Here is a 19,492-nt window from a genome sequence, read left to right on the forward strand (position 1 = left end):
GCGAGGCCGCAGTAGTCACACGAGACCCGCGAGAAAATCTCGCGCGACGTTCGTCGTCTTTGCGGTCGGCCCGGTGTCTACTACGTGCATGTCGCGCGTGGCGGGATCCGAATCCTCAGCTATGACGCCCTCGGCCTCACCGCCCATCGGGCCGCCCGCATTCCTCTGCTTCTGTCGTTCGCGGTCGCGTTCCCGCGCTCGCTCCTCAGCGGCGCGCTGATGGTCGAGCCGCACGAGTGCCTTGGAGTACTGTTGCGTGACGGCCACGAGACGAAGTCGCTCGCGCTGATTGATCTGGGACACTGCAGATTGCTCGCCGTACAGATCGCTGCGAATCATCTCGCCGAGGAGCACATTCGTTTCGGCGTCGTAAACGATGATGTAGTCGCTGATGTCCGGGTGATAGCGAACAATGACCTTTCGCTTTTGCAACTCGGTGAACGAGTGTCCGCCGTCCAATTGAATGTCCCCGAAATAGACATGGTTGCCAAACCGTACGCCGTTTCGCGTGAGCACGCGCTCTTCGTCCGATTTGAGTAGTAGCAGATCGACCACGTCCGGGTGAAGCAACGGCTTCCACTGCACGGTCTCGGCGAACCGGGCGAGTGGCGAGCCGTTCCGCTTCTCGGACTCACGCTGGCAGTACGCCACCCGGAATCGTTCAACTTCGGCCTTGATGCGTTGCACGGTAAGTAACCGTCCGGTATTCTTGCGCTGCGCGCCCTTGGACGTGCCGTCCGCCGGTTTGTAGCCCGGGAACATCGCGAGACTTTCGTTCAGCGTGCGAAAGAACCGCTCGATGTGCGGCTTCTCATCGGGGCTCCGGGGCGGCGCTTCACGTAGCTCGATGCCGAGCGCCGCCGTAACGGTCTCGACGTGACACGATGCGAAGTCAGCGCCCCGGTCGCAAATCAACTGCTCCGGCAGGCCGCCCACTTGCACGCCCGCAAGCTCCGTTGGCGTTAATGCCGCACGGAGGACGATGGAGGTGGTATAGGCAGTCGGGCATCGGGAGTCGACGAACACCGCCAATGGGTAACCCGAATAGGCGTCGATCACAGCAGTGATCCACAGGCGCTCGACTTCAAGCTCGCTTTCCGCATCAGCGATTGCGGCGATGTCGAGCGGACTATTGTCGATCTCCCAGATCTGATTTGCAAAGAGGGCTTCTGGCACTGCGAAGACGACGCGATGCTGCTTGGCATAAGCAGTAAGCCCGTTCGCGCGCACGGTCTTGACGGCGTCAGGCAGTCGAGCCAGAAACTTTTGGATCGTTTCTTCGGACGCGGTCGGAAATGGGAGCCGGACGCCCTCCGCCTCAGCTCGCCCTTGAAAAACCACCAGCTCTGCATTGACCAGCTGCGCGAGCTGCCAAACTTTGATCTTTCGGCGTCCGTTGTAGAACAGCAGCACGAGCGGCTGGACGAGTGGAACCATCACGGTGGGGCGGCACACCCGACGATGCCGGCGGTCGACCAACAGCTCGTCTTCTGATTCGCCACGCTCAGCCCGCTGGAAAAGCCGTTCGGCAAAGCGCTTCTCCGCCGGGGTGATCTCCCGATTCCGTACTTGGGCTGCAGCTGCCGCAGCGCTATGCGTTCCCCGAAGTTTTAGGAGCGCAGAACGATACAGGAACTCCGCATGCATGTCCGGATCATTGATCAGGCGCGCGAGACTCACCTCTTGCGTGCGCGCCGGCGCCTGGAGTGCCGCCTCCCAAGTAATCTTCCCGGCAATCAGGTCATCGAGAAACGAGGCCGGCGGGAGGTCGCTCACACTGAGGGGAAGCGGTTTGGGCGTGCGCTTCGCTGGATCTCTGCGTGGCGGCGCGGGCCAGCCGTGCGACGTCGCGGCGCTGACTTCATCGGGAAACAACGACGTCAGCGCTGCTTGCATCTGGTCACGAAACGAGCGTGCCGTTTCGAGTTTCTGGGCGATGTCCTCGGCGGTATCGAGTTGCAGGCGCCCAGGCCACTTTTGGATTCGGCGGAGCTCGCGCGTTTGCTCGTCAGTGAGCACCCCCGCTTGGTTCAGTCGCGCGCCGGCGGTAAAGATGTCGGAAACCACGGCCTTGAGCTGCGTACTGAGATCACGGCGATGCGCCTTCGACAAGGCGCGCGGCCGAGCGACCGTCGTGTCGACGGAGGCGGGCGCACGTGATCGCGTACGCGTGTCACTCGAGATCGGAGTTGGTGGAGTTGGCGACTGGATAACGAGCGATACGGGAGAAGACACGGTCAGACTCTCAGCGCGATGCGGTAGAAGCGAGGGAAGCTCGGCTCGTTCCGCAGCCTAGCGCATTTCCCTGGCTCGCCCATCCTGGTTCACCTGCTCGCGATTATAGTGTCTATAAACACTTCTTACTGCGCTAGACGTGAGTGTGAGCAAGCCCCAGTCACCTCCTGAGGCACGGGCGTGCTCACAACCGCGCCGCAGGGAGCGGCAGAGCTTCCGTGTCAGCCCGCGCCGTAGCGGCATGCGTGGCGGTCGTGGTGGGGCTACCGCAGCGGGCGCGCGCCCGTCCGCCGGCCGCGGCAGAATTCGTCTCCCGTGGTGGCGCCTGCTTCAGCTCAGGCTGAGGAACTCAAACCGCGAGTTCTGATGGTCCGCGATAGTCTCGATCTCGCGACTCTCAGCGTGCGCTCTGCAATCATCGAACAAGCCCAGAAATGCCGACCCTCGCGACAAGCCTGCACCACCAGGACCGAAGGGGCGACCGCGTGAGGACCGCCGGCCTGCGCATGCCACGGAGCACAACGCGCGCAGCAGCTCCAACAGAAGAGGAACGACGAGATCTACGAATCGCATTGCAGACGCGCGGTGTGCAGAATGTGCCGCACCTCGCGACACCAGCAATATACGTTGACTCGCCGATGCGCCAATATGCCGTCGCACCGGCGAGCCGCGAGCGTCGGTCACCTCGGAGGTACAACGTTCCGAGGTGACCGGTTTCCGTCCTTCAGAATCGACGCTCATGCCGCAGACCTCATGACCCCAACGCCGTGACCGCGCGATAAACGCATTCATCGTACGCGCCTTAGCGCATAGCGTGTTTCACGAGCAGTGGCACTCGGCGATGTCGCAGGGTCTAGGCGACGAGGACTACGGCAACGTGCCTCCTCAGCACGCCCTGAGGCTACTCAGATCCAAATGTGTAGGTCGAAGCCATCAGCGCACCCGCCGCTGGCGTTCACGGACTGGATAGAAACGATTTCACCAGCCGCATTGAACTGCACGCACACCATATCGCGGCGAGGGCGGACCTGCGTGAGCTCCGGAGCGGTTGTGCTGTCGTGGCACGCGGCGAGTGAAACCAGGCTCGCGAGCGCGAGCACCTTGCGTACGACGTTCACACTGATGCGACGGACGGGCTGTTGACTGATTGCAGACACGAGAGTGACTCCGCGTAAGAAGGGAGCCACAGTCTGAGTGAGTACCGCTCAGCCGCGTGAGAACAGAATCGGCCACTTTTTGGTTTATTCGGCCCGAAAGAGGGCCGATTATGCAACTTTGATATTGGCGCGCTCGTCTTTTCCTCTCCTACTCGACATCTTGTAACTGAGCTTCAACGCGCTCGCCCGCTGTAACAGCGCATCAACAGTGTGCATTCTTGGGTCTCGTTATGTCCGCTCCTGAACTCTCTCCGCTGTTGCAACACGAGGGAGACGCGATTTACGGTGCCGCAGTGCTGGCGACCTCATTCATTGAGAGCGCAGACGCACTTCCGCCGATGCCCGACGCCGTTCGTGAGGCTATCGAATCAGATCTTCAACTGTTGGCGCCTCAGTTTGCGGGAGTGTCACGAGCATCGCGCCTTGGGCAATGGCTCGACACGGCTGCCGTGTTCGAGGCACGCGGCTTACTCACCGCGACTAAACAACTGCTGTTTGCATTGCTCCGCCTGACGGGCTATACGTCGGACGCAGCAACCGTGGCCGCACGCGCGCTCATCAGTGCGCGCATCGGTCGAGCCGCTCGCGTTGCTGGCGACCTCGTTGAGGCGTCGGAGTGGTATGAGGAGGCGCGGCGATGCGCATGGCAGTTGCCTGAGGAGTCGCGCTGGCTTGACGCGGCACCGAGCGCGCTATTGGGGCTCGGGATGGTCAGCGTCGGACGCGGAAACTATCCGCGCGCCGAGCGGCAGTTCACGGCCGTACTTCGCGAGAAGCCGTTGCTGGCGCCGATGTACCTTGTTCATGCGCAGATGGCTCTTTGCCTAGTACACCGCAAGCGCGCGCGCTTCGGGGATGCGCTTACGCTCTCGTGGGATGTGCTCGATCAGATCTCGCCCGAGGACCCGCGGTGGCCGGAGGTGCTGGTCACCATGGCAGAGCTGGCAGGTGAGCTCGGTATTGTCGCAGGGGCAGTCAAGGCGCGCCTTGCTGCACTTGCCGTCGCGCGAACCCCCCGCGTTGCGTCGGCGGCACTGGGCGGATTACTCTCGCTCTTGGCGGATTTGCCAGAGGAGGAGCGCTCGGCTGCCGTCATGCTTTTCCATCAGAGCACGTGGGGTCGCTATCTCTTTGGCGAGTGGAACACCGGTGCCGACGACACCCTTCGGCGTCTAGCACATCAGTCGCGGCGATGGATCGATGCCGCGCAGGCGCTCGGGCTCACGCCACACGATCAGGTGCTCTTGCTGATCGGTAGTGTGAGGCTTGCGATTCGAATCGGGCTCGCCCCGGAGCCGTGGACGGTCTCGTATATCGAAAAAGCGCGAACCCTTTCGAATGTGCATGCCTTTCATGAGCGCCAATTCGAGGTGGAGGCGCTTCATGAGCGTCTCGTCAACGCGCAGATGACGGCGGCGCAGTCTGAGGTAACGCAAGATGGCGCTGGGTTCTCCGAAGTCGCACGGAGAGATCCTCGCAACTCCGGTAGCCTACGCATGACCGAGTCATTGGCCATTGAGCGACTCCGTGGTGCCATCTTTACTTGCCAAATCGACGAGCGCGCAGTATTCGCTTAGTACACGCCCGTCGAATTAATGGTCAAATCAATCGCGCGGGGCAAATTCGTAACTCCTTTGGGAGGCGCGGCATCAATTCCGTTTCCCGACGGCGTTGTGGCATTTCGGCTCCCCACGAGCGGGCAGCGCGTCATTGTTGACGCGCTGTCGGGATATGCACCCCTTCGCTTCACTGCGGATGTATTGGAGTGTCGACTATGGCTACAAGAGCGACGCTCGCCTGCTCTCGTGGTCTCCATCCCACGTTCGGTAAGTGCGCCTGACTTCCAGGAACTGCTCGACCTCAGAGCAGAATTTCCGTTGGTCGCGATGATCGGCCTCTTTATCGCGAAGGAGTCGGACCTTGCTGCATTGGCCCGTCTTGCGGCAGCGGGCGTTGCCGACGTGCTTCCCGTGGAACAGCCGAGCATCGCGCATCATGTTCGCAGCACGCTGTCGCGCGCCCAAGCCGAGTCCTTGAGCAGTCGCGTTTGGCGCTTGGCTGCGGTCAACGTTACCGATTCTGCGGCGTCGCTACTTCGACCGGCATTGCGCCTCGCGCATTCGCCAATTTCCCTGCCCGTCTTGGCGAATGCAGTGCGCATGCATGAGCGGTCGGTTCGGAAGTACTGCCACGCGAATGCCCTACCCTCACCGCAGTGGATCATTGGCTGGGCTCGCTCCCTCTTGGTCGCCTACTATCTAGAAGAGAGTGGACGCAGCATTCAGAGCATTGCAACACTGCTGGGCTACAAGTCTTCGTCACTCTTAGCCAATCATCTTAAGCGCTACACGGGAAAGACTGCGAGTGTACTCCGCGAGGAGAGCCCGCTCAGGACCGTCGGCCGCTTGCTCGAGTCCGCGCTCGCGCCGCCGCCTGGCTCGCCACATCGCGAGAGCTAGCATCGCTGTCGAGATCATCCGGAGCGTGGACGCCAAACATGCAGAGGTGCGCCACTGCCCCCGAGCGCCCGGTGGCTCCTCCTCCTCCTCTCGAGTTTCTGGTGATACTGCGGTCGCGCCAACAGTTGCTGATGCCGTAACGCTGGATCCCACCGGCTCATTTGATGTGGCCGGAGCACCGGTCCAGAAATTCTGACCAACGACCACTGAACACAGAGCCGACGCGCCGCAGGCTGTTGGCTGGATTGAGCTCGGACCTCTACTTCAGTGCTCACGAACTAACGATGCGGTATTGCTGCGGGCCCGGGCGCCTTACTTGCCAAGCTGTACCGAGAACCCTGGTCGAACGAGCCATGACGCGTCAGGAAAGAAGGCCCGGCCCTCCGCCATCGGGAAGAGCCCACCAACGAAGAACTCAAATGCCACCGCCCCACTCATGCTGCGAGTGAAGTAGTTAAGGCCAGCAACCGTACTAAGGTCTGAGCGAAACGCGTTCTCGCGCTTCGGGTCCGTCTGTCCAGCGAGCACGGTGCCCACTGTCAAGCTGATCGGAAGCTCGCCGCGTCCCAGACACCCAAGCAAGTAGTCTTTGATGGTGCATTTGCGCGTGCTGTATGCAGACAGCGTGAATAGCGCGCCAGCATACTGAGCCGCCGCGATTGCCTTGCCCTTGCGTACCGAGATCATCGCCGACGGAAGCGCGAGCCGCGGTACGGTGGACAACCAGCCTCTTCGAGAAACCTGATAGGTGCGCCCGGGGAGACCTCGGGTGGACGTCCGATACCCGGTGGGGTCAAATGCGACATCGATTTGCACGCTAGAGCGCTTAGTGCCGTATGTGAGCGCCTTATCGACTAACGTGTCGATGCGCACGACTACATTTGAGAACGCGGGGCACTGTTCGTTGACCGAGTACGGTCGGCCATTTCTCGGGGGCGGGACAATAGCCAGGCAAATGGACTTGACCTTTGCAACCGTACCGTCTGGCTCCCGCGCGGTCACGAGCACGCGTACATACTGCACCCCATTCGCGCCGTTCTGGTCGATCTTCGCCCCGGTAAACTCAAGCTGTAGATCGTTTATGCGTTCAAGCGGCAAGAGCGAGTCGGGGGCCACGTCAATGCGCGCCACTCCGCGGCGCGAACTGTCCGTGTCTAACGTCGTCAGTCGCATAAATGACCACGTGACCTCTGGCGACGAACTCTCAACCACCTTCGCCACCGCCGTCCCGACCGTTCGCCCTCCCGCATCGACAGCGGCGAACTGAACGCTCTTGTCAACGTAACCCGGGATATGACACTGAGCCGTAGTATGCCGCTCCGGATCAACCCATTGGCACGGGACGTCTTCAGCGGCGACCTCTCGGATATCGAGCAACGCATCGCCGCGCAGTCGCAGCGTGATAGCCTCGTCCGCCGACACGACAAGATCGCTCCGACTGGACGATCCGTCGGTCCGACCGGAGACTGTCCACGCAGTCACTTTGGGCGTCGGCGTGACAACCAGCCGCGCGAGCTGAAGTGGCGCGAGAGAATCGGCATCAACAACCTCAAGTGGCGGCATGGTCGGAACGCTTGCATAGCCTCCGCGATGTCGGAGCGGCTCCAACAGGACAAACGCGCCGCCCGCGGCCTGCGTTATCACCTTAAAGGCCGCGATGACGGCGCCGACGCCAGTCGCCTGCGCCGACATTTCGCGAACAAGGTAACGCCGACCCTCTCGGAGGCGAACAGCCTCGCTTGTGAACACGGCAACAGCCCCCGTTCCTTCTCGCAAGCCAATGATTGGACTTGCTCGCTGCTCATCCGCGAAGAACTCAAGCATGCGCGGGGAGCCAGCCGCCTTTTGCGTTGCAAGAGAAAACTTCATGCGAAAGCGATTTGTCAATTCTGTCGTGATGATCTTGCGATTGAGACTCAGCTCCAGGACATGCTCGCCGGCAGGAAGTCCTTTCGGTATGGGAATCGTCGCGGCTCCCCCGCGCACACTCACTACGACTGGGGCAGCATCAAGCAGCGCATCGCCCGCGGCGTCCAGAACGTTCACATCTCCGACTAGGACGATAGTGCCGCTCGATTGATCGACGCAGATGGTAGCCGCACAATTCGGGGTCGCCGATGCCAGAATAGACAGCTCTGGCATGGGCGAGAAGACCACACGGAGTGTGTCAACGGGCGCTCGTCCGAGTGCGATTAGGGCAGTACTCATACCCGGTACCGCGATGGCCGGAATCAGATCGAACTCCATCGCTGAATCCTTCGTACGGCCTATCGCGGAGAGCGCATAGGTGGGAGAAAGCGGCGAGAGTTGGAGCGAGTCCAGAGCGGGTCCGGCACCCTCAATTCTGATCGGAATGCGTCGTCCCTCAGACGCTCCAGGTAAATAGATGGTGCACCCCTCTTGCCTTGAGTTATAGCTCCTCTCGTCCGCGCGTTGCGCGGTGATCGTCAAGTCGAGACCGGCCTTTGTTCTGCACTGCCCATGCGCGGCGAGCGGCACGCCGAGAATCACCATAAGTCCGAGGGTGCACATTACTCGCGGGCGATCCAACAACACACGAACCATGGGCTCTATCATATGGAATACCAATCGGTGAGTACGGTGGGCGTCTGGCAACACCGCGCAGGCGATGAGTGGACGCGCCGCTTTGTGCATGCTCGTGATGTCGTACGGGAGCATCGAGTACCGTAGAGGGTGCCCGAGATCGCGACCAGGGTGCCCCATCTCTACGCTTGCGTTCACGCGTCGGATCGGCAGCGAGTGCCACGCGCTTTGAGCCGATCATTCCGCCGCGGTATCTGAAAGTCAACATTCGACATGTGCACTACTTTACGTAATCGGAACTTCGTCATTGTTGAGCCGTCGAATTCTCGTACGCCGCATCTGTGTCGGCGAGGGGGATTGTGGCCTCCGCAGTCTCCACTTGGGTAGTTGCCGACTACTGACTGGCGTTGAATCTCCGGCTAGTGTTAGAGCGTATCGCTGGCGTCAGTTCCCATCGCGACTCGTCACGGCACTGGCGTAATCCCGCCCGTGCCGCATGACGTTCCGCGATGAGAACAGTTTCAACACCGCGAACATGTGAAGCTCGCCGCTCTGACCAGGATTCATGCACGACGCTTGCATCTCAGGTGGATCTGCGCCTGCGCGACTTCTGCGGCAGCCACACCGCCGACGCACGTTCGACACTCATGCCGTGGGAGAGGGCGCGGTCGCGCACATGGTGGCGCTCAGCAATATTGCCTATTCGGCCCCGATCACTGCGCGGCGCGATACGCTGCTTGCCTAGTGACAAAATGATGAGTCAGCCGTACGTTCGGTCGTCGGCCGCGTGGAGCCCTGGGTACGACGGGCGGGTCGCACTTCCTCCAATCGTTTCGGTTGCTCGGTCAGTGCGTCTCGTCATCGCATGGCGGGGTTCGCTTCAGCGGTGGCTGCGGGCAGTCTTGCAGTGCCGCCGGGGGCGCGGGCGCGGCAGCCGCGCGGTACAGGTTCTAGCGTCGTCGCAGATCGTAGCACGCGCGGGTCCGACCTCAGACCGTCGCTGTGGTACATGCTTTCATCCCCCTTGTTCGCATGAGTCCTTCATTTCAGTCTATCCCGATTAATCGTGCGCGCCGAGAGGCAGCAGCCTTCCCGACCGATGGTCGGAGGGAATACGTTCGGCTGTTCCTCCGCATGCGTCGCCGGCCGTCCGGCCGGTTCGTGTTTCCGCGCCTGCGTGGAGCCAAGTATGTATATCGCGCGCGAATGCACCCCGATGTCTTAGTCGTCGACGTCCCTGTGGAGACCGCGCGTCGACTAAAGCGACAGCATCAATCGGATCCCAAGCGCGGGTTCCATGTGTTCTCGGGGGGCAGTGTGGTGCGCGCCTCGGTACCGGCGACGGCGACGCCCGCCTCCGGTGCGTCGTCGGTTCCTCGGACCATGCACGACGTGCTGCAGCAGATTCGCGCGCCAATGGCGTGGGCGTCGTCGAGGGGAGCCGGCGCGCGAATCGCGGTCATTGACTCAGGGATCTCGGGGCAGCTGCGGGAGTTTCCCGTGGCGAAGCGGTCGGCCGAGTCTCGCTGTTTTATACGTTCTCAAGATCCGCTTGTTCGAGATCCGTGGTTCGATCCCGACGGGCACGGCTCGATGATTGCCGGCATTGCCGCCGCGACCCGGGCTGACCAGGGACGATACGATGGTGTCGCTCCGGACGCCGAAGTGATTTCTTGTAAGACGCGCACGGACGCGGTCGACATCTTTCTGGCGTTCGACCGCCTACGGGCACTCCTTCGGCGGGGACAGCTGAAGAATCTGGTGGTGCTTTGCGCTTTTGCGTTTCAGGAAGCCTCCTCGCCGGATGACGAGCGCGTTGACCTGTTGATTGAGGTGGTGCGAGACATCATCGCACGCGGCGCCGTTGTTGTGTTCGCGGCCGGCAACAACCATCCACCGGTGGGGTGGACGGGATCGGTCGGCCACATGTCGGGTAACTCCATCTGGGGGCCCGGCTCTCTGGACGAGGTGCTGTGCGTGGGTTCCGTGTCCGAAGCTGAGGACATGGCGGCGCCGCCTGGTGGACACGACGCGGAGGGGCATCACCGTAGTAGTCACGGCCCCGGCGAATTCGCCCAATCCTATCCCAAGCCGGACTGCGTCGCGCCGACGTACGGCGAGGTGATTTGGCGTGATGGCTATCGAGCGCGCCTCTGGTGGGGCAGCAGCGGGGCAGCCGCACAGGCCGCAGGGTTGGCGGCATTGATTCGCGCGCAGTATCCTACGCTGTCGCCCGCAGAGGTCGCCAGAGCAATCCGCGGTAGTTGTCGGGGCCTGAACCTTGCTCCGACGCAGTGCGGCGCAGGATGTATCGATTGTGCGGCGGCTTTGCGTGCGGCGTCGCCACTGTAGTATGCTGTAGAGACGGTCAGTCTAAACCAGGGCCAACCGGATCGCCTAGTGAACGGATTTGTCGTGTTTCCCGAACGCGCGGACCGCAAGCGCTTCATGAAACGTCCAGAAATTCGTGACCTTGCCCGACGAACAGATAGTCTCATCTGTTCGTCGGGCCCGCGGCATGTGGTGACCTTCCAAGGACTTTCGGAACAGGAGGTCGCACTGATTCGCACCGCTGCGCACGAGACACTGGGCAAGGTTCTCTCCTCGTTTCAGTTCGTCGTCGCCTAGGCAGCGAACGCACGCCGTGCCGGCCGCCCGCGGTCGTGGCCGGCGCTTGTTTGGGCGTCTGGAATGACCAAACGGAATGCGCTGAACGGCGCTGTCAAAGCGAGCTCGCCTTCCGCCTTATGCCGACGGCTCCGCCTCAGTTGCTCGACTGGACCAAGAACTCATCGTCGATGCTGGCAACGTCTTCGGGACCCGTTGATTGGAAGTGCAGCCGATACATCCCGGCGAGATCCGGCATGCGGATTCGCAGCGACAAGCTCTCGAGAGCGGCACCTTGGTAGGAGACAGGCTCCCCTCCGACAACCTGAAGACTCTCGGCAGCAGCATCTGGCTCGGGAAGCTGGTGAACCTCTATCGTGCCCGTAATCAACCGGACGCCACGGCCATGGAAGCTGAGAGTGAGCGGCACTGACGTGCCTGGGTCAGCGACGCGGTCGCGGAGCGCCAGCTGGACGTTCACAGTGTGCGAGGCGCGACTCACTCCCACACGGCCAAAGAGTGAGAACAAGCCCTCACGCACACGCGAGTCTCGATAGAGTGTCCCGTGCTCACCGCCTACCGGTAACCCCTGCTCGCCGGATAAACTCGCACTCCAGGACGGAACAGTCCCGTCACCGGCGTCAGCGACTTCGAGCGCAGTTGCCACCATGGCGGTGTGCTGCGTACGCAGCTCCACCGCCGTTGTAGTCGGCTGTCGCGTTCCCACGAAGCAGAAATAACGCACGTGCGACGGCCGCCGCGTGTGGTCGAGCCCAGCGTGAAATTGCTCGGCAGCGGCCAGATTTTCCGGAACAAGGTTGAGCGCACGAGCAGTGGACGTATCATACACGTCTAGGGCCTCGCGCCGCTGCTGCAGCTCTCGCTGCCATGCGAACGGCTCACCACGCGGGGGAAACAGCTGATAGAGTGAGGGAAAACGCGGATCTCGGGCGAGCAGCGTCGCCTGATCTTGGCTCAGAAACAGCTTTCTTCGCTGGCCGAGTGCGACCAACAGCGCCTCTGGCGCCCCACGATGCGGGGTCCCCAGCGTAATTAGCCCAACGACAGCGGCGATACCCGGACGCTCAGTGAAGCGCCCACACTCAAGCGCGAATCGCGCGATCAGTCCGCCCATGCTATGCGCTACCAGAACAATTCGAACGTTCTGTCCTCGGTGCCCGACGATGCGATCCAGCAGGTCGACCAAATTCGTTGCGCTCTCGGCGTTATCGCGGCGCCAATCGTATGGGAAACTAATCATCGACCCGTCGAGTGGGTCAGTATCCGCGCCCGCTTCGGAGAAGCCACATCGCTCTAGATCATTGATGAGTCCCGCGTACTGCTCCGTAAACGGCCCGTAGCGACGAATTACATCGCCCACGGTTAGGTCGTCCCGCAGAAGCTGCTCGATCTGCGCATACCGTCGAAAGAGTCCGCTAGCCGGGCCGGGCCATACGCGTGCGTCCCCGAAGTGGAGCTCCGATCCCATTGTTCCTGGTATGAGCACCGCAACGTTCGCGTTCCGCATTGTTCACTCAAGCAGAAGGGTGATCTCAGCTTCGGCTGAGAGGCGATGACGCTCTAACATGGCGCACAGATCATCCCACTGTCGAGTCCCAGTCCTGCGGACATCTCGCGTCGGCTGCAGCGCGGCGACCGTCTTTTCACTAATCGGCCATCGCTGCTCGGGGACGCGCAATCGCGAGGTCGACCGCATCGCCGGCTGAGCTCTCCATACGCGAGCAGCGGCAGACATAGTTTGTGGCAGCGCGATGGCACGTCAGCCTTTAAGCACTCGGAAGCTGGCCCAAGTCGGCGCGTGCTTTTGTCGATATCGACGGCAAACGCTGCTCGCATTCGGCCTTTGCAGCGCAGCACCATCACCGGAGCGGCACCGTCACGGTACCGCTCCGGCTAATGAACCGTCACACGTTACGCGTGATCCGGTGGGTACGAGGCAACACCGCCAAGCACATACGCGATCTGATTTTGCAGCGGTACCGAGCCACTCACCTCGGGCGGCCCAAAGGTGATGGTGACCGAGCCAGCCTTCTCATCCTCATCGACGGTATGCACTTGGTAGTTAGCGTTTGCGCCACCGATGGAGAACAACCCGAGGAGGTTCAGGCTCGCAGATGCGTTCACCGTCAGATCCGTTTTCAGTTTGCTGATTTCGGCGTTGGTAAACGTGATACTGATTGTGGGCTGCTGACTGATGACGAACGTCTTTAGCCGCGAGAAGACCTTGCCAGGACCGAAGAGATCGGCCACCTGAAACTCAGAGCCTTGGATCTTGAACCCCGTGGCGTCCTGCCCCGTCTTGGCGGCGATCTCCGAAAGGATATCGTTCGCATACCAGCCGGTCTTATTGTCGCCAGAAAGTGCGGAGGGAATGGCAGCGACCAGTGTCACGCCGGGATACGTGATGCTCATATTCACTGCCGTCTGCGACGAGACGTACTTTGACATGTCGTATGACGCTGACGCGCCGATGGAGAAGTCGAGAATCTCCGCGATTGGAATCGTCAAGGAAGCTCCGCCTTCCACATGTAAGCTGCTGGCGGTTGAGCTAAAGTTGTTCATCTGAACACTGATCGTGATGGCGTTTGTGGCCGTATTCAACCCTCCCATGAGCTGACCAGCCGTCGGCAACTTGCTGGGTGTATAGCCGGGCAGAAACGTGTTGTCATCGATCTGCATGCCACCGTTTGCCCCGTTTGGTGCAGATGCGTTTGCAATCGCTGCTTGAAGTCTTGCCGCTGCGATGTTTGCACGGTTCTTCAACGCGTAGCTGTCCGCCGCCATCACTTTGTACTGCATGATCGCATTGCGTAGCGCACTAAGAGAATCGGGCAGGTGATCAACCCCGCCGTATTGCTTGGTAAGCTGATTGAACACGTCCTGCAGCTTCCCACCGAGCGGTAGAGGATTAGAGTAGGTCCCTCCGGCGTTCGTGAATGCTGTGAGAATGCTGGCAATTTGCCCATCGACGGCAGCATCCTGATCGTTCATCTTCTTCACATCTGCCTGGGAGAACGTGAACGTAGTGGCGTGCAACAGCGCCGTGTAGAACGCCGAGAACGTAGTATTGCCGCTCAAATCGAGTTGTCCTTTGCTGTTTATGGACAGCATCGTATCCAGGTCGTGCAGCGTCGCCGAATTCCAGTAGGAGTTCGGGCCGTACGTAATCCCATAGTTGAAGCCAGCGGGATAGGTGACCACGCTAAACGCGCCGTCGAGCTGGCTCGCGAGCAGCTTTGCGACCTGTGCTTGGAGCGCCTCGAGATACGCTGCCTGGGCGGGCAGCATACCTCCCGCGGTTGCAAGCATCACTTGCCCAGCGATCTTAGCGCTGACTCGACACTGGCTTAGCTGAGGAATCGAATAACCAGGCTTGCTCTCAACCCAAGACTGGTACGCCCGACCAATCGCGATATCTTGAGTTTGTGCTGCGACCGTCTGAGCCCAATCGACCAGGGGAGCAGCGGTGCTCGGCCGGCTAATGTTTACTCTGTACAGCGCCATGAGATCTCCGTGGCAAACGTGGTCTGGCGAGATAGACCGCCTGTCGGGCTTCTCGTGCCGAGATCTATGGCACCGCTGCGGCGCTCCAATCGATTCGTTTCGGGGAGCGACAGCACAGGATGGGGAGTGGCGTTGCCTGACGTTGGCTTAATGGGCTTCAGATAGGCGACTAGTAGGCAGGATACCCGCGCCGGCGCGTCCCGGGTGACGCGGGAAGATCATCGGCCGTGCAGTTCTATTGCGTATGGCGTGATGTGCGTATCTCGAGAACGAGTTCATCGAGCATTTCCTCAAACATCCGTCCGCCCCGAATGTCTCCAGTTTTCCGTCCGCTGTAACGAGCAAGCATATTGCGAAACGCAGCTGCGGAGGCGAAGCCAAGTTCGTGGGCGATGGTCTCCGTGGGCCGTGCGGTTCGCTCAATCAGTCCGACAGCCACCGTCAATCTCACACGGTTAATGAACACTCGTGGCTCAAGTCGACCAATCGTCCGCATGCGATTAAGCAGTGTCTTTCGGTCGATGCCGATGACTTGGGCGGCGCGCTCTACGCTGAAGTCCTCGCCGCCAGCGTCGGCGGCGAAGCGCGCGAGCGCTCGTAAGTTCGTGGGAAGCTCGGATTCCACACGGCGGTAAACGACTTTCGCTACTGAGTTGCGCTCGCACTCACGGACGCGTCGGCGCAGACTACTGGCAAAGTCGTCGCTACCGCTGAGGAGGATACCATCCACGCCGGCGTGGATAAGGCCGACCAGATTATTGGCGTCCTTGGAGTCGAGCCGACAGACCGCGGCGATGGGTATACGGCTGCCGTCTGCGCGAATGTCGACTACAAGCGGTGCAAGGGAATACCCTTTCGAGTCTACGGCTCCAACCATCAGAGTTAGGATTGCGCCTACGCGGACCGCAGCGCGTACCTCTTGCTGGGTCGCAAGCTCAACTAGACGGCATTCGTCGCTAAGGACTCGCGCCATGATCATCCAGTCGGCACGACGAAGCGCGTAGACCCCGACGGCATGAGATCTCGCCGCGCGCAGCTCGGCTAGCATCGAGGCGTATCGCGTCGCCAGCAGTGGGTGTCGCCTGCACCAGCTACCGCACGCACGGCGATGCGATCTGCCCGTCCGACCAGCCCCATGTTGGTGATCTATGACATTTGCTGCGGCGAAGCACCTTAACGCGCGGCTCGCTTCGTGGAAGCCGCGTGCGCTGCCTCCCCCCGCTCGTTCGTCATGACACTCTTCTCGGTGAATCCCTTCGGACAATCGTCCCTTGATCGTCGCCCTTTCGACCTTATTGATCCAGGGTCATGGGATCCGTCGGGTCGGAGTCTGCGCAGGGTGCGCCTGCGGTACTCTAGTGCAGGCGAATCTTTGCTGCCGCACTTCCTATAGTGAGCAGCGCCTCGGCCCTCCCTTTCTCATTTCGGCCCTGCTAGGAGACCAGTCCGGTCTGCCCGAGAGAGTCAGAAGCCACGTGCGGGCACGTCGGCGTTCACTGAGGCGAGGTTCGGGAGGTGTAATTGTATGGTACACCCTGCCGAAAGCGGCGTCTCGGGCGTGTCCGCGCTTGGGTGGCGTCCTCTGAGACGCGAGACTCCGCTCGGGTCGCTCGTCATTCACCCCGCCTTCCGCGCCGCAGGACCGAGGACAAACCCGCCGTCGCAGCGAGCGTCGCTCCATCGGTCTCGCCCGCCTCTCCGAGCGAGACTCCGCAACGAGCGCGCGAGTTCTACCGACTTCCCACTCAGCTGGCGACTTGCGCGGATCTCCAGGATTCCCAGAAACGCGCACGTCCAGCGAAGCTCACGGTGCGTTATCTCGAGTGGCCGCAGCTAACCGGCCGATCCCTGTCAACACCAACAAGAATTGCGCACTTTCACCGGGAAGAATTGCGTACTTGGGCATGGCGCCAGCCTGCAGGGACGACCGTCCCGGGGGCCGCCCCGGCGGGGCTTGGGCGCGACGCCGGGCGGCCAGTAGGGTGGGTCAGCCCCCTCCGCACCCGGCGGGTGGGGCCCGGCGACATCCCCGTCGCTGCTCCTCAGACCCCTGTCATATGCGCATGACGCTCTTGGATACGCAGGTCGCGGTTCCGACCGCTTTCTCCGCCACGGATGTGGCCCAGCTCGCGGAGCTGATTGGCTGCGCCCTGCACCACGGCGTGGCCTGTGCCCGCCGCGACCGTCCCCGAGCCACCGCCTTCGGGGCCCCGGTCCTCTTCGCCGACCTCGCGCGTCGTCTCCCAGGCTGGATGCCGTCCTCGGACGACCCGGCGCGCGACGGGTATCTCCGCACCTTGGCGGCCGTGGTGTCGGAGATGGCGTGGGTCCATGCCCACAGTACGAGCGAGCAGACCCTGCTCGGCGGCGAGGAATGGCCGTCAGATATTTTCACGGTGACGCTCGACGCGGAACACCCGACCGCCGCGTGGACCGAGGACGCGGTCGGGGAGGTCCTCGCCGCGCAGGGCGTGCCGCTCGAGCACTTTCAGCACGCCTGGCTCGCCGGAGCGGCGCAGGTCGGGGCGACTTTCGCGACCTATCTTCCGCAGGTGTAGCCGCGCAGCGCATGTCCCCACGCGAGCGGGCGCGGCGAGCGCGCGCGTGGGGACGTCGGTCCGTGCGGTTGGCGACAAGTCGCGGCCAACGAGTCCAACCCGGCGCGCTGCGCTCGCAGCACCTCGGCCGTCAGGGACACGCCTCGCGCGGGTTCAATCCCGTCGCGTACCACGCGACCCCGCGATGATCGGGGCGCCATCGCATCTGGGGGCTGCGCACCAAAGCGCTGCTGCGCAGGGTCACCTTGCCCGCGCAGGGGAACAGGCCGTCGGGCTGTCCGGCGCGCTGCACCCACATCGTGATCGTCAACGTATCGACGCGCCGGTCACGGACGTTGACGGGGTCTGGATCGTGCGCCGGGAGGCGGTAACTTCGCACGCGAGTCGGTTCAAATACGGCCAGCAGTGGCAGACCTCGAATTCCCTGAATGGCGAGCAGCGTATCCGGTAGCGTCGATGACAATGAATATCACCGCGTCGTTCGCATGAGCCGAGTGCGAACAGCGCGATCCCTTCTCCGAGACGCCGACACCCGACGCCTGGGTGCCGAGCCAACTACGGGGTAGTTGAAGGTATCAATCCACGACCGAATGATCGCGGACTGTGTGCAATCATTGACAGATACTTGAAGTCACGATTTGCAAGTGCGAATGCGTCAATTCGCGATACTGATGTGAGCGGATCATCCCGCTGCGGACACGCGCGATACGGCGCATCCGCTCTGCAGAGTCGACGCGACAGCGCCACGAGCAGGGCTTCGGTCCGATTATGAAACCCTGTCACGGCCGTCATCGCGCCGGCGTGCCTGAATCGTACTTGACCGCATCTCGCACTCGCTTCATTCATTGTGCGGACATTGTGAGGGAATCGTTTGCGGCACGCGCGTCATGGTGCAATTTCGACGAGACACATTAGCGATCTGTCGGTACGCTCACCGACTTCCCAAGCCTTGCGAAAAGCAATACTTCAGAGCTCAACGGGCAGTGAGAACGAGCGAACATTCATGCACATCCCTGACCTCGTGGAGCCGAATCGACAGGTAACGATGCGATATGTTTTCCTCAAAACCGCGCATGCCGGCACGTCGACTCCTGACCGTCCCGCTGTGATGCTACGCGCCCGAAGAACATCTGGGGTGCTGGTACGCACACCTATTCGATTCACGACCTGAATCACACTGCTCGCAAACTAGATGCCGCACGTGCCTTCGGTGTCGCGACATCAACCAGGCGTCGCTCGGCGGTTGTGCGGTCGAATCGCAATCCTAAATACGTGCGCTCAAACCAGTTCACTCAGCCAATGACTACTCAAAAGCGGAAGCATCCAACGCGTCGCTCAAGATGGTTCTCGATAACCAGTCTATTTTCGATGTGGTTGCTCGCGAGCTGCCAGCCAGAGGAACGTGCGATCACCCAACCTGAGATCGGCACATCATCGGTGGGATCGGCACGGCGACTAGTAAATGGCTCGCTCGATGGTTCCCCAGGCGAGTGCAGCTTTACGGTACCGGTCGTACCGGACGGTGATGGATCGCTAGCCGAAACCAGTACAAACTGCACAGTAAGCGATTCAGCCTTTGTTGCCATACGTGTGCGGGGCAAGTTGCTTTCGAGCGTGAATCCAGATGCAATTTGGTGCGTCCCGTTTGCACCAACACCTGCGGTCGGCCCGTACGGACCGATGGGCGGTGGTGGGAGCGACGATTGGATGCGCCTGTTAGTGACGGTCAGGGGATTCTCCAGCACGGCGGGGACCTTTTCTATCCCTGCTCGCGACACTGCGACTGGCTCCTCGCTCTCATTCGGATCATCCGCTGAAGCCGTGGCCTACGGTGACGGTTTCTTCATTGGCAAAGGCTCGACACTGCTCAAAGTGTTGCGCTCTGGCAATCTCGATACGGTCTCGTGCAATGGCCCGCTGGCGCCGTACCCGCCCGGTTGCGCAAACGGCGCGGCGCGCATGTGTGGGCCGATTAACAAGTACCGCGTGAACGGGTCGCAGGTGCTCACAGTGAAACCGGCGGCGGTCACGCTCGCGGTTAGCTCCGCACCAACGCCGGCTTACGAAGGGGACTCTGTGACGTTTACGGCGACATCCACAGATGGAAGAGCCGTCTCTGTTCGTTCGTGGATCTGGCGTGACTCAGTAGGAAACCTGAGTACTCCACCGTGCGCCACATCACAGAGCGTTTGCAAGATTCTGCCGCAAGGGCCAGGGCGGATGACTGTTCGAGCACGCGTTGGGTCAAATCCGTACATAGAACAGGCAAGTACAGAGTCGACCCTGCTCCCGCTCACGCTTGTTGTCACTGCGGGACCAAATCCGACAACGTGAAGCGCCCCGGGTTTGATGGAGGCTCCCCGCTTTGAGAGATTGGGAGCATGGCACGAGACAAAGGGATTGGTCG

General features: G+C 61.5%; 12 protein-coding genes. 5 read left to right on the forward strand and 7 right to left on the reverse strand.

What is annotated here, in order from left to right; translation table 11 throughout:
* Positions 1–15 precede the first annotated feature (15 nt).
* Both K2R93_06480 and K2R93_06485 read right to left on the reverse strand, forming a co-directional pair.
* The gene (locus K2R93_06480) at positions 16–2,112 is read right to left on the reverse strand and encodes a transposase family protein (protein ID MBY0489470.1); all 2,097 of its coding nucleotides are present in this window, start codon (positions 2,110–2,112) and stop codon (positions 16–18) included.
* 1,028 nt (positions 2,113–3,140) lie between these two features.
* A complete protein-coding gene (locus K2R93_06485) occupies positions 3,141–3,392 on the reverse strand; it encodes a hypothetical protein (GenBank protein ID MBY0489471.1) in 252 nt (83 codons plus the stop codon).
* A 338-nt stretch (positions 3,393–3,730) separates the two neighbouring features.
* Between K2R93_06485 and K2R93_06490 the strand changes: the two genes are divergently transcribed.
* Positions 3,731–4,969: a hypothetical protein gene (locus K2R93_06490; protein ID MBY0489472.1), complete on the forward strand. Its 1,239-nt coding sequence runs from the start codon at positions 3,731–3,733 to the stop codon at positions 4,967–4,969.
* 228 nt (positions 4,970–5,197) lie between these two features.
* Positions 5,198–5,851: a helix-turn-helix domain-containing protein gene (locus K2R93_06495; GenBank protein ID MBY0489473.1), complete on the forward strand. Its 654-nt coding sequence runs from the start codon at positions 5,198–5,200 to the stop codon at positions 5,849–5,851.
* 312 nt (positions 5,852–6,163) lie between these two features.
* Here K2R93_06495 and K2R93_06500 read toward each other — a convergent pair whose 3' ends face one another.
* Positions 6,164–8,365: a hypothetical protein gene (locus K2R93_06500; GenBank protein MBY0489474.1), complete on the reverse strand. Its 2,202-nt coding sequence runs from the start codon at positions 8,363–8,365 to the stop codon at positions 6,164–6,166.
* Positions 8,366–9,778: 1,413 nt separating this feature from the next.
* On the opposite strand from K2R93_06500, the gene K2R93_06505 reads away from it, so the two are divergent.
* Entirely contained in the window at positions 9,779–10,747 is a 969-nt protein-coding gene (locus K2R93_06505) for a S8 family serine peptidase (GenBank protein MBY0489475.1), read from the forward strand.
* A 48-nt stretch (positions 10,748–10,795) separates the two neighbouring features.
* Positions 10,796–11,023 carry a hypothetical protein gene (locus tag K2R93_06510; protein ID MBY0489476.1) on the forward strand — a complete coding sequence of 76 codons (228 nt, stop codon included), beginning with the start codon at positions 10,796–10,798 and terminating at the stop codon, positions 11,021–11,023.
* A gap of 136 nt (positions 11,024–11,159) precedes the next feature.
* Here the strand turns inward: K2R93_06510 and K2R93_06515 are convergent, their stop codons facing one another.
* The 3 genes from K2R93_06515 to K2R93_06525 form a co-directional block, all read right to left on the reverse strand.
* Positions 11,160–12,383: an alpha/beta fold hydrolase gene (locus K2R93_06515; protein ID MBY0489477.1), complete on the reverse strand. Its 1,224-nt coding sequence runs from the start codon at positions 12,381–12,383 to the stop codon at positions 11,160–11,162.
* A gap of 551 nt (positions 12,384–12,934) precedes the next feature.
* Positions 12,935–14,311: a hypothetical protein gene (locus K2R93_06520; protein ID MBY0489478.1), complete on the reverse strand. Its 1,377-nt coding sequence runs from the start codon at positions 14,309–14,311 to the stop codon at positions 12,935–12,937.
* A 451-nt stretch (positions 14,312–14,762) separates the two neighbouring features.
* Positions 14,763–15,575: an AraC family transcriptional regulator gene (locus tag K2R93_06525; protein MBY0489479.1), complete on the reverse strand. Its 813-nt coding sequence runs from the start codon at positions 15,573–15,575 to the stop codon at positions 14,763–14,765.
* A 1,009-nt stretch (positions 15,576–16,584) separates the two neighbouring features.
* Between K2R93_06525 and K2R93_06530 the strand changes: the two genes are divergently transcribed.
* Positions 16,585–17,085, forward strand: coding sequence for a hypothetical protein (locus K2R93_06530; protein ID MBY0489480.1), 501 nt, complete (start codon positions 16,585–16,587; stop codon positions 17,083–17,085).
* Between the two features lie 130 nt (positions 17,086–17,215).
* On the opposite strand, the gene K2R93_06535 is transcribed toward K2R93_06530, so the two are convergent.
* On the reverse strand, positions 17,216–17,464 hold the full coding sequence (locus K2R93_06535; protein MBY0489481.1) for a hypothetical protein: 249 nt from the start codon (positions 17,462–17,464) through the stop codon (positions 17,216–17,218).
* Positions 17,465–19,492: the final 2,028 nt, after the last annotated feature.

The sequence above is a fragment of the Gemmatimonadaceae bacterium genome (assembly GCA_019752115.1).
Taxonomy (GTDB): domain Bacteria; phylum Gemmatimonadota; class Gemmatimonadetes; order Gemmatimonadales; family Gemmatimonadaceae; genus Gemmatimonas.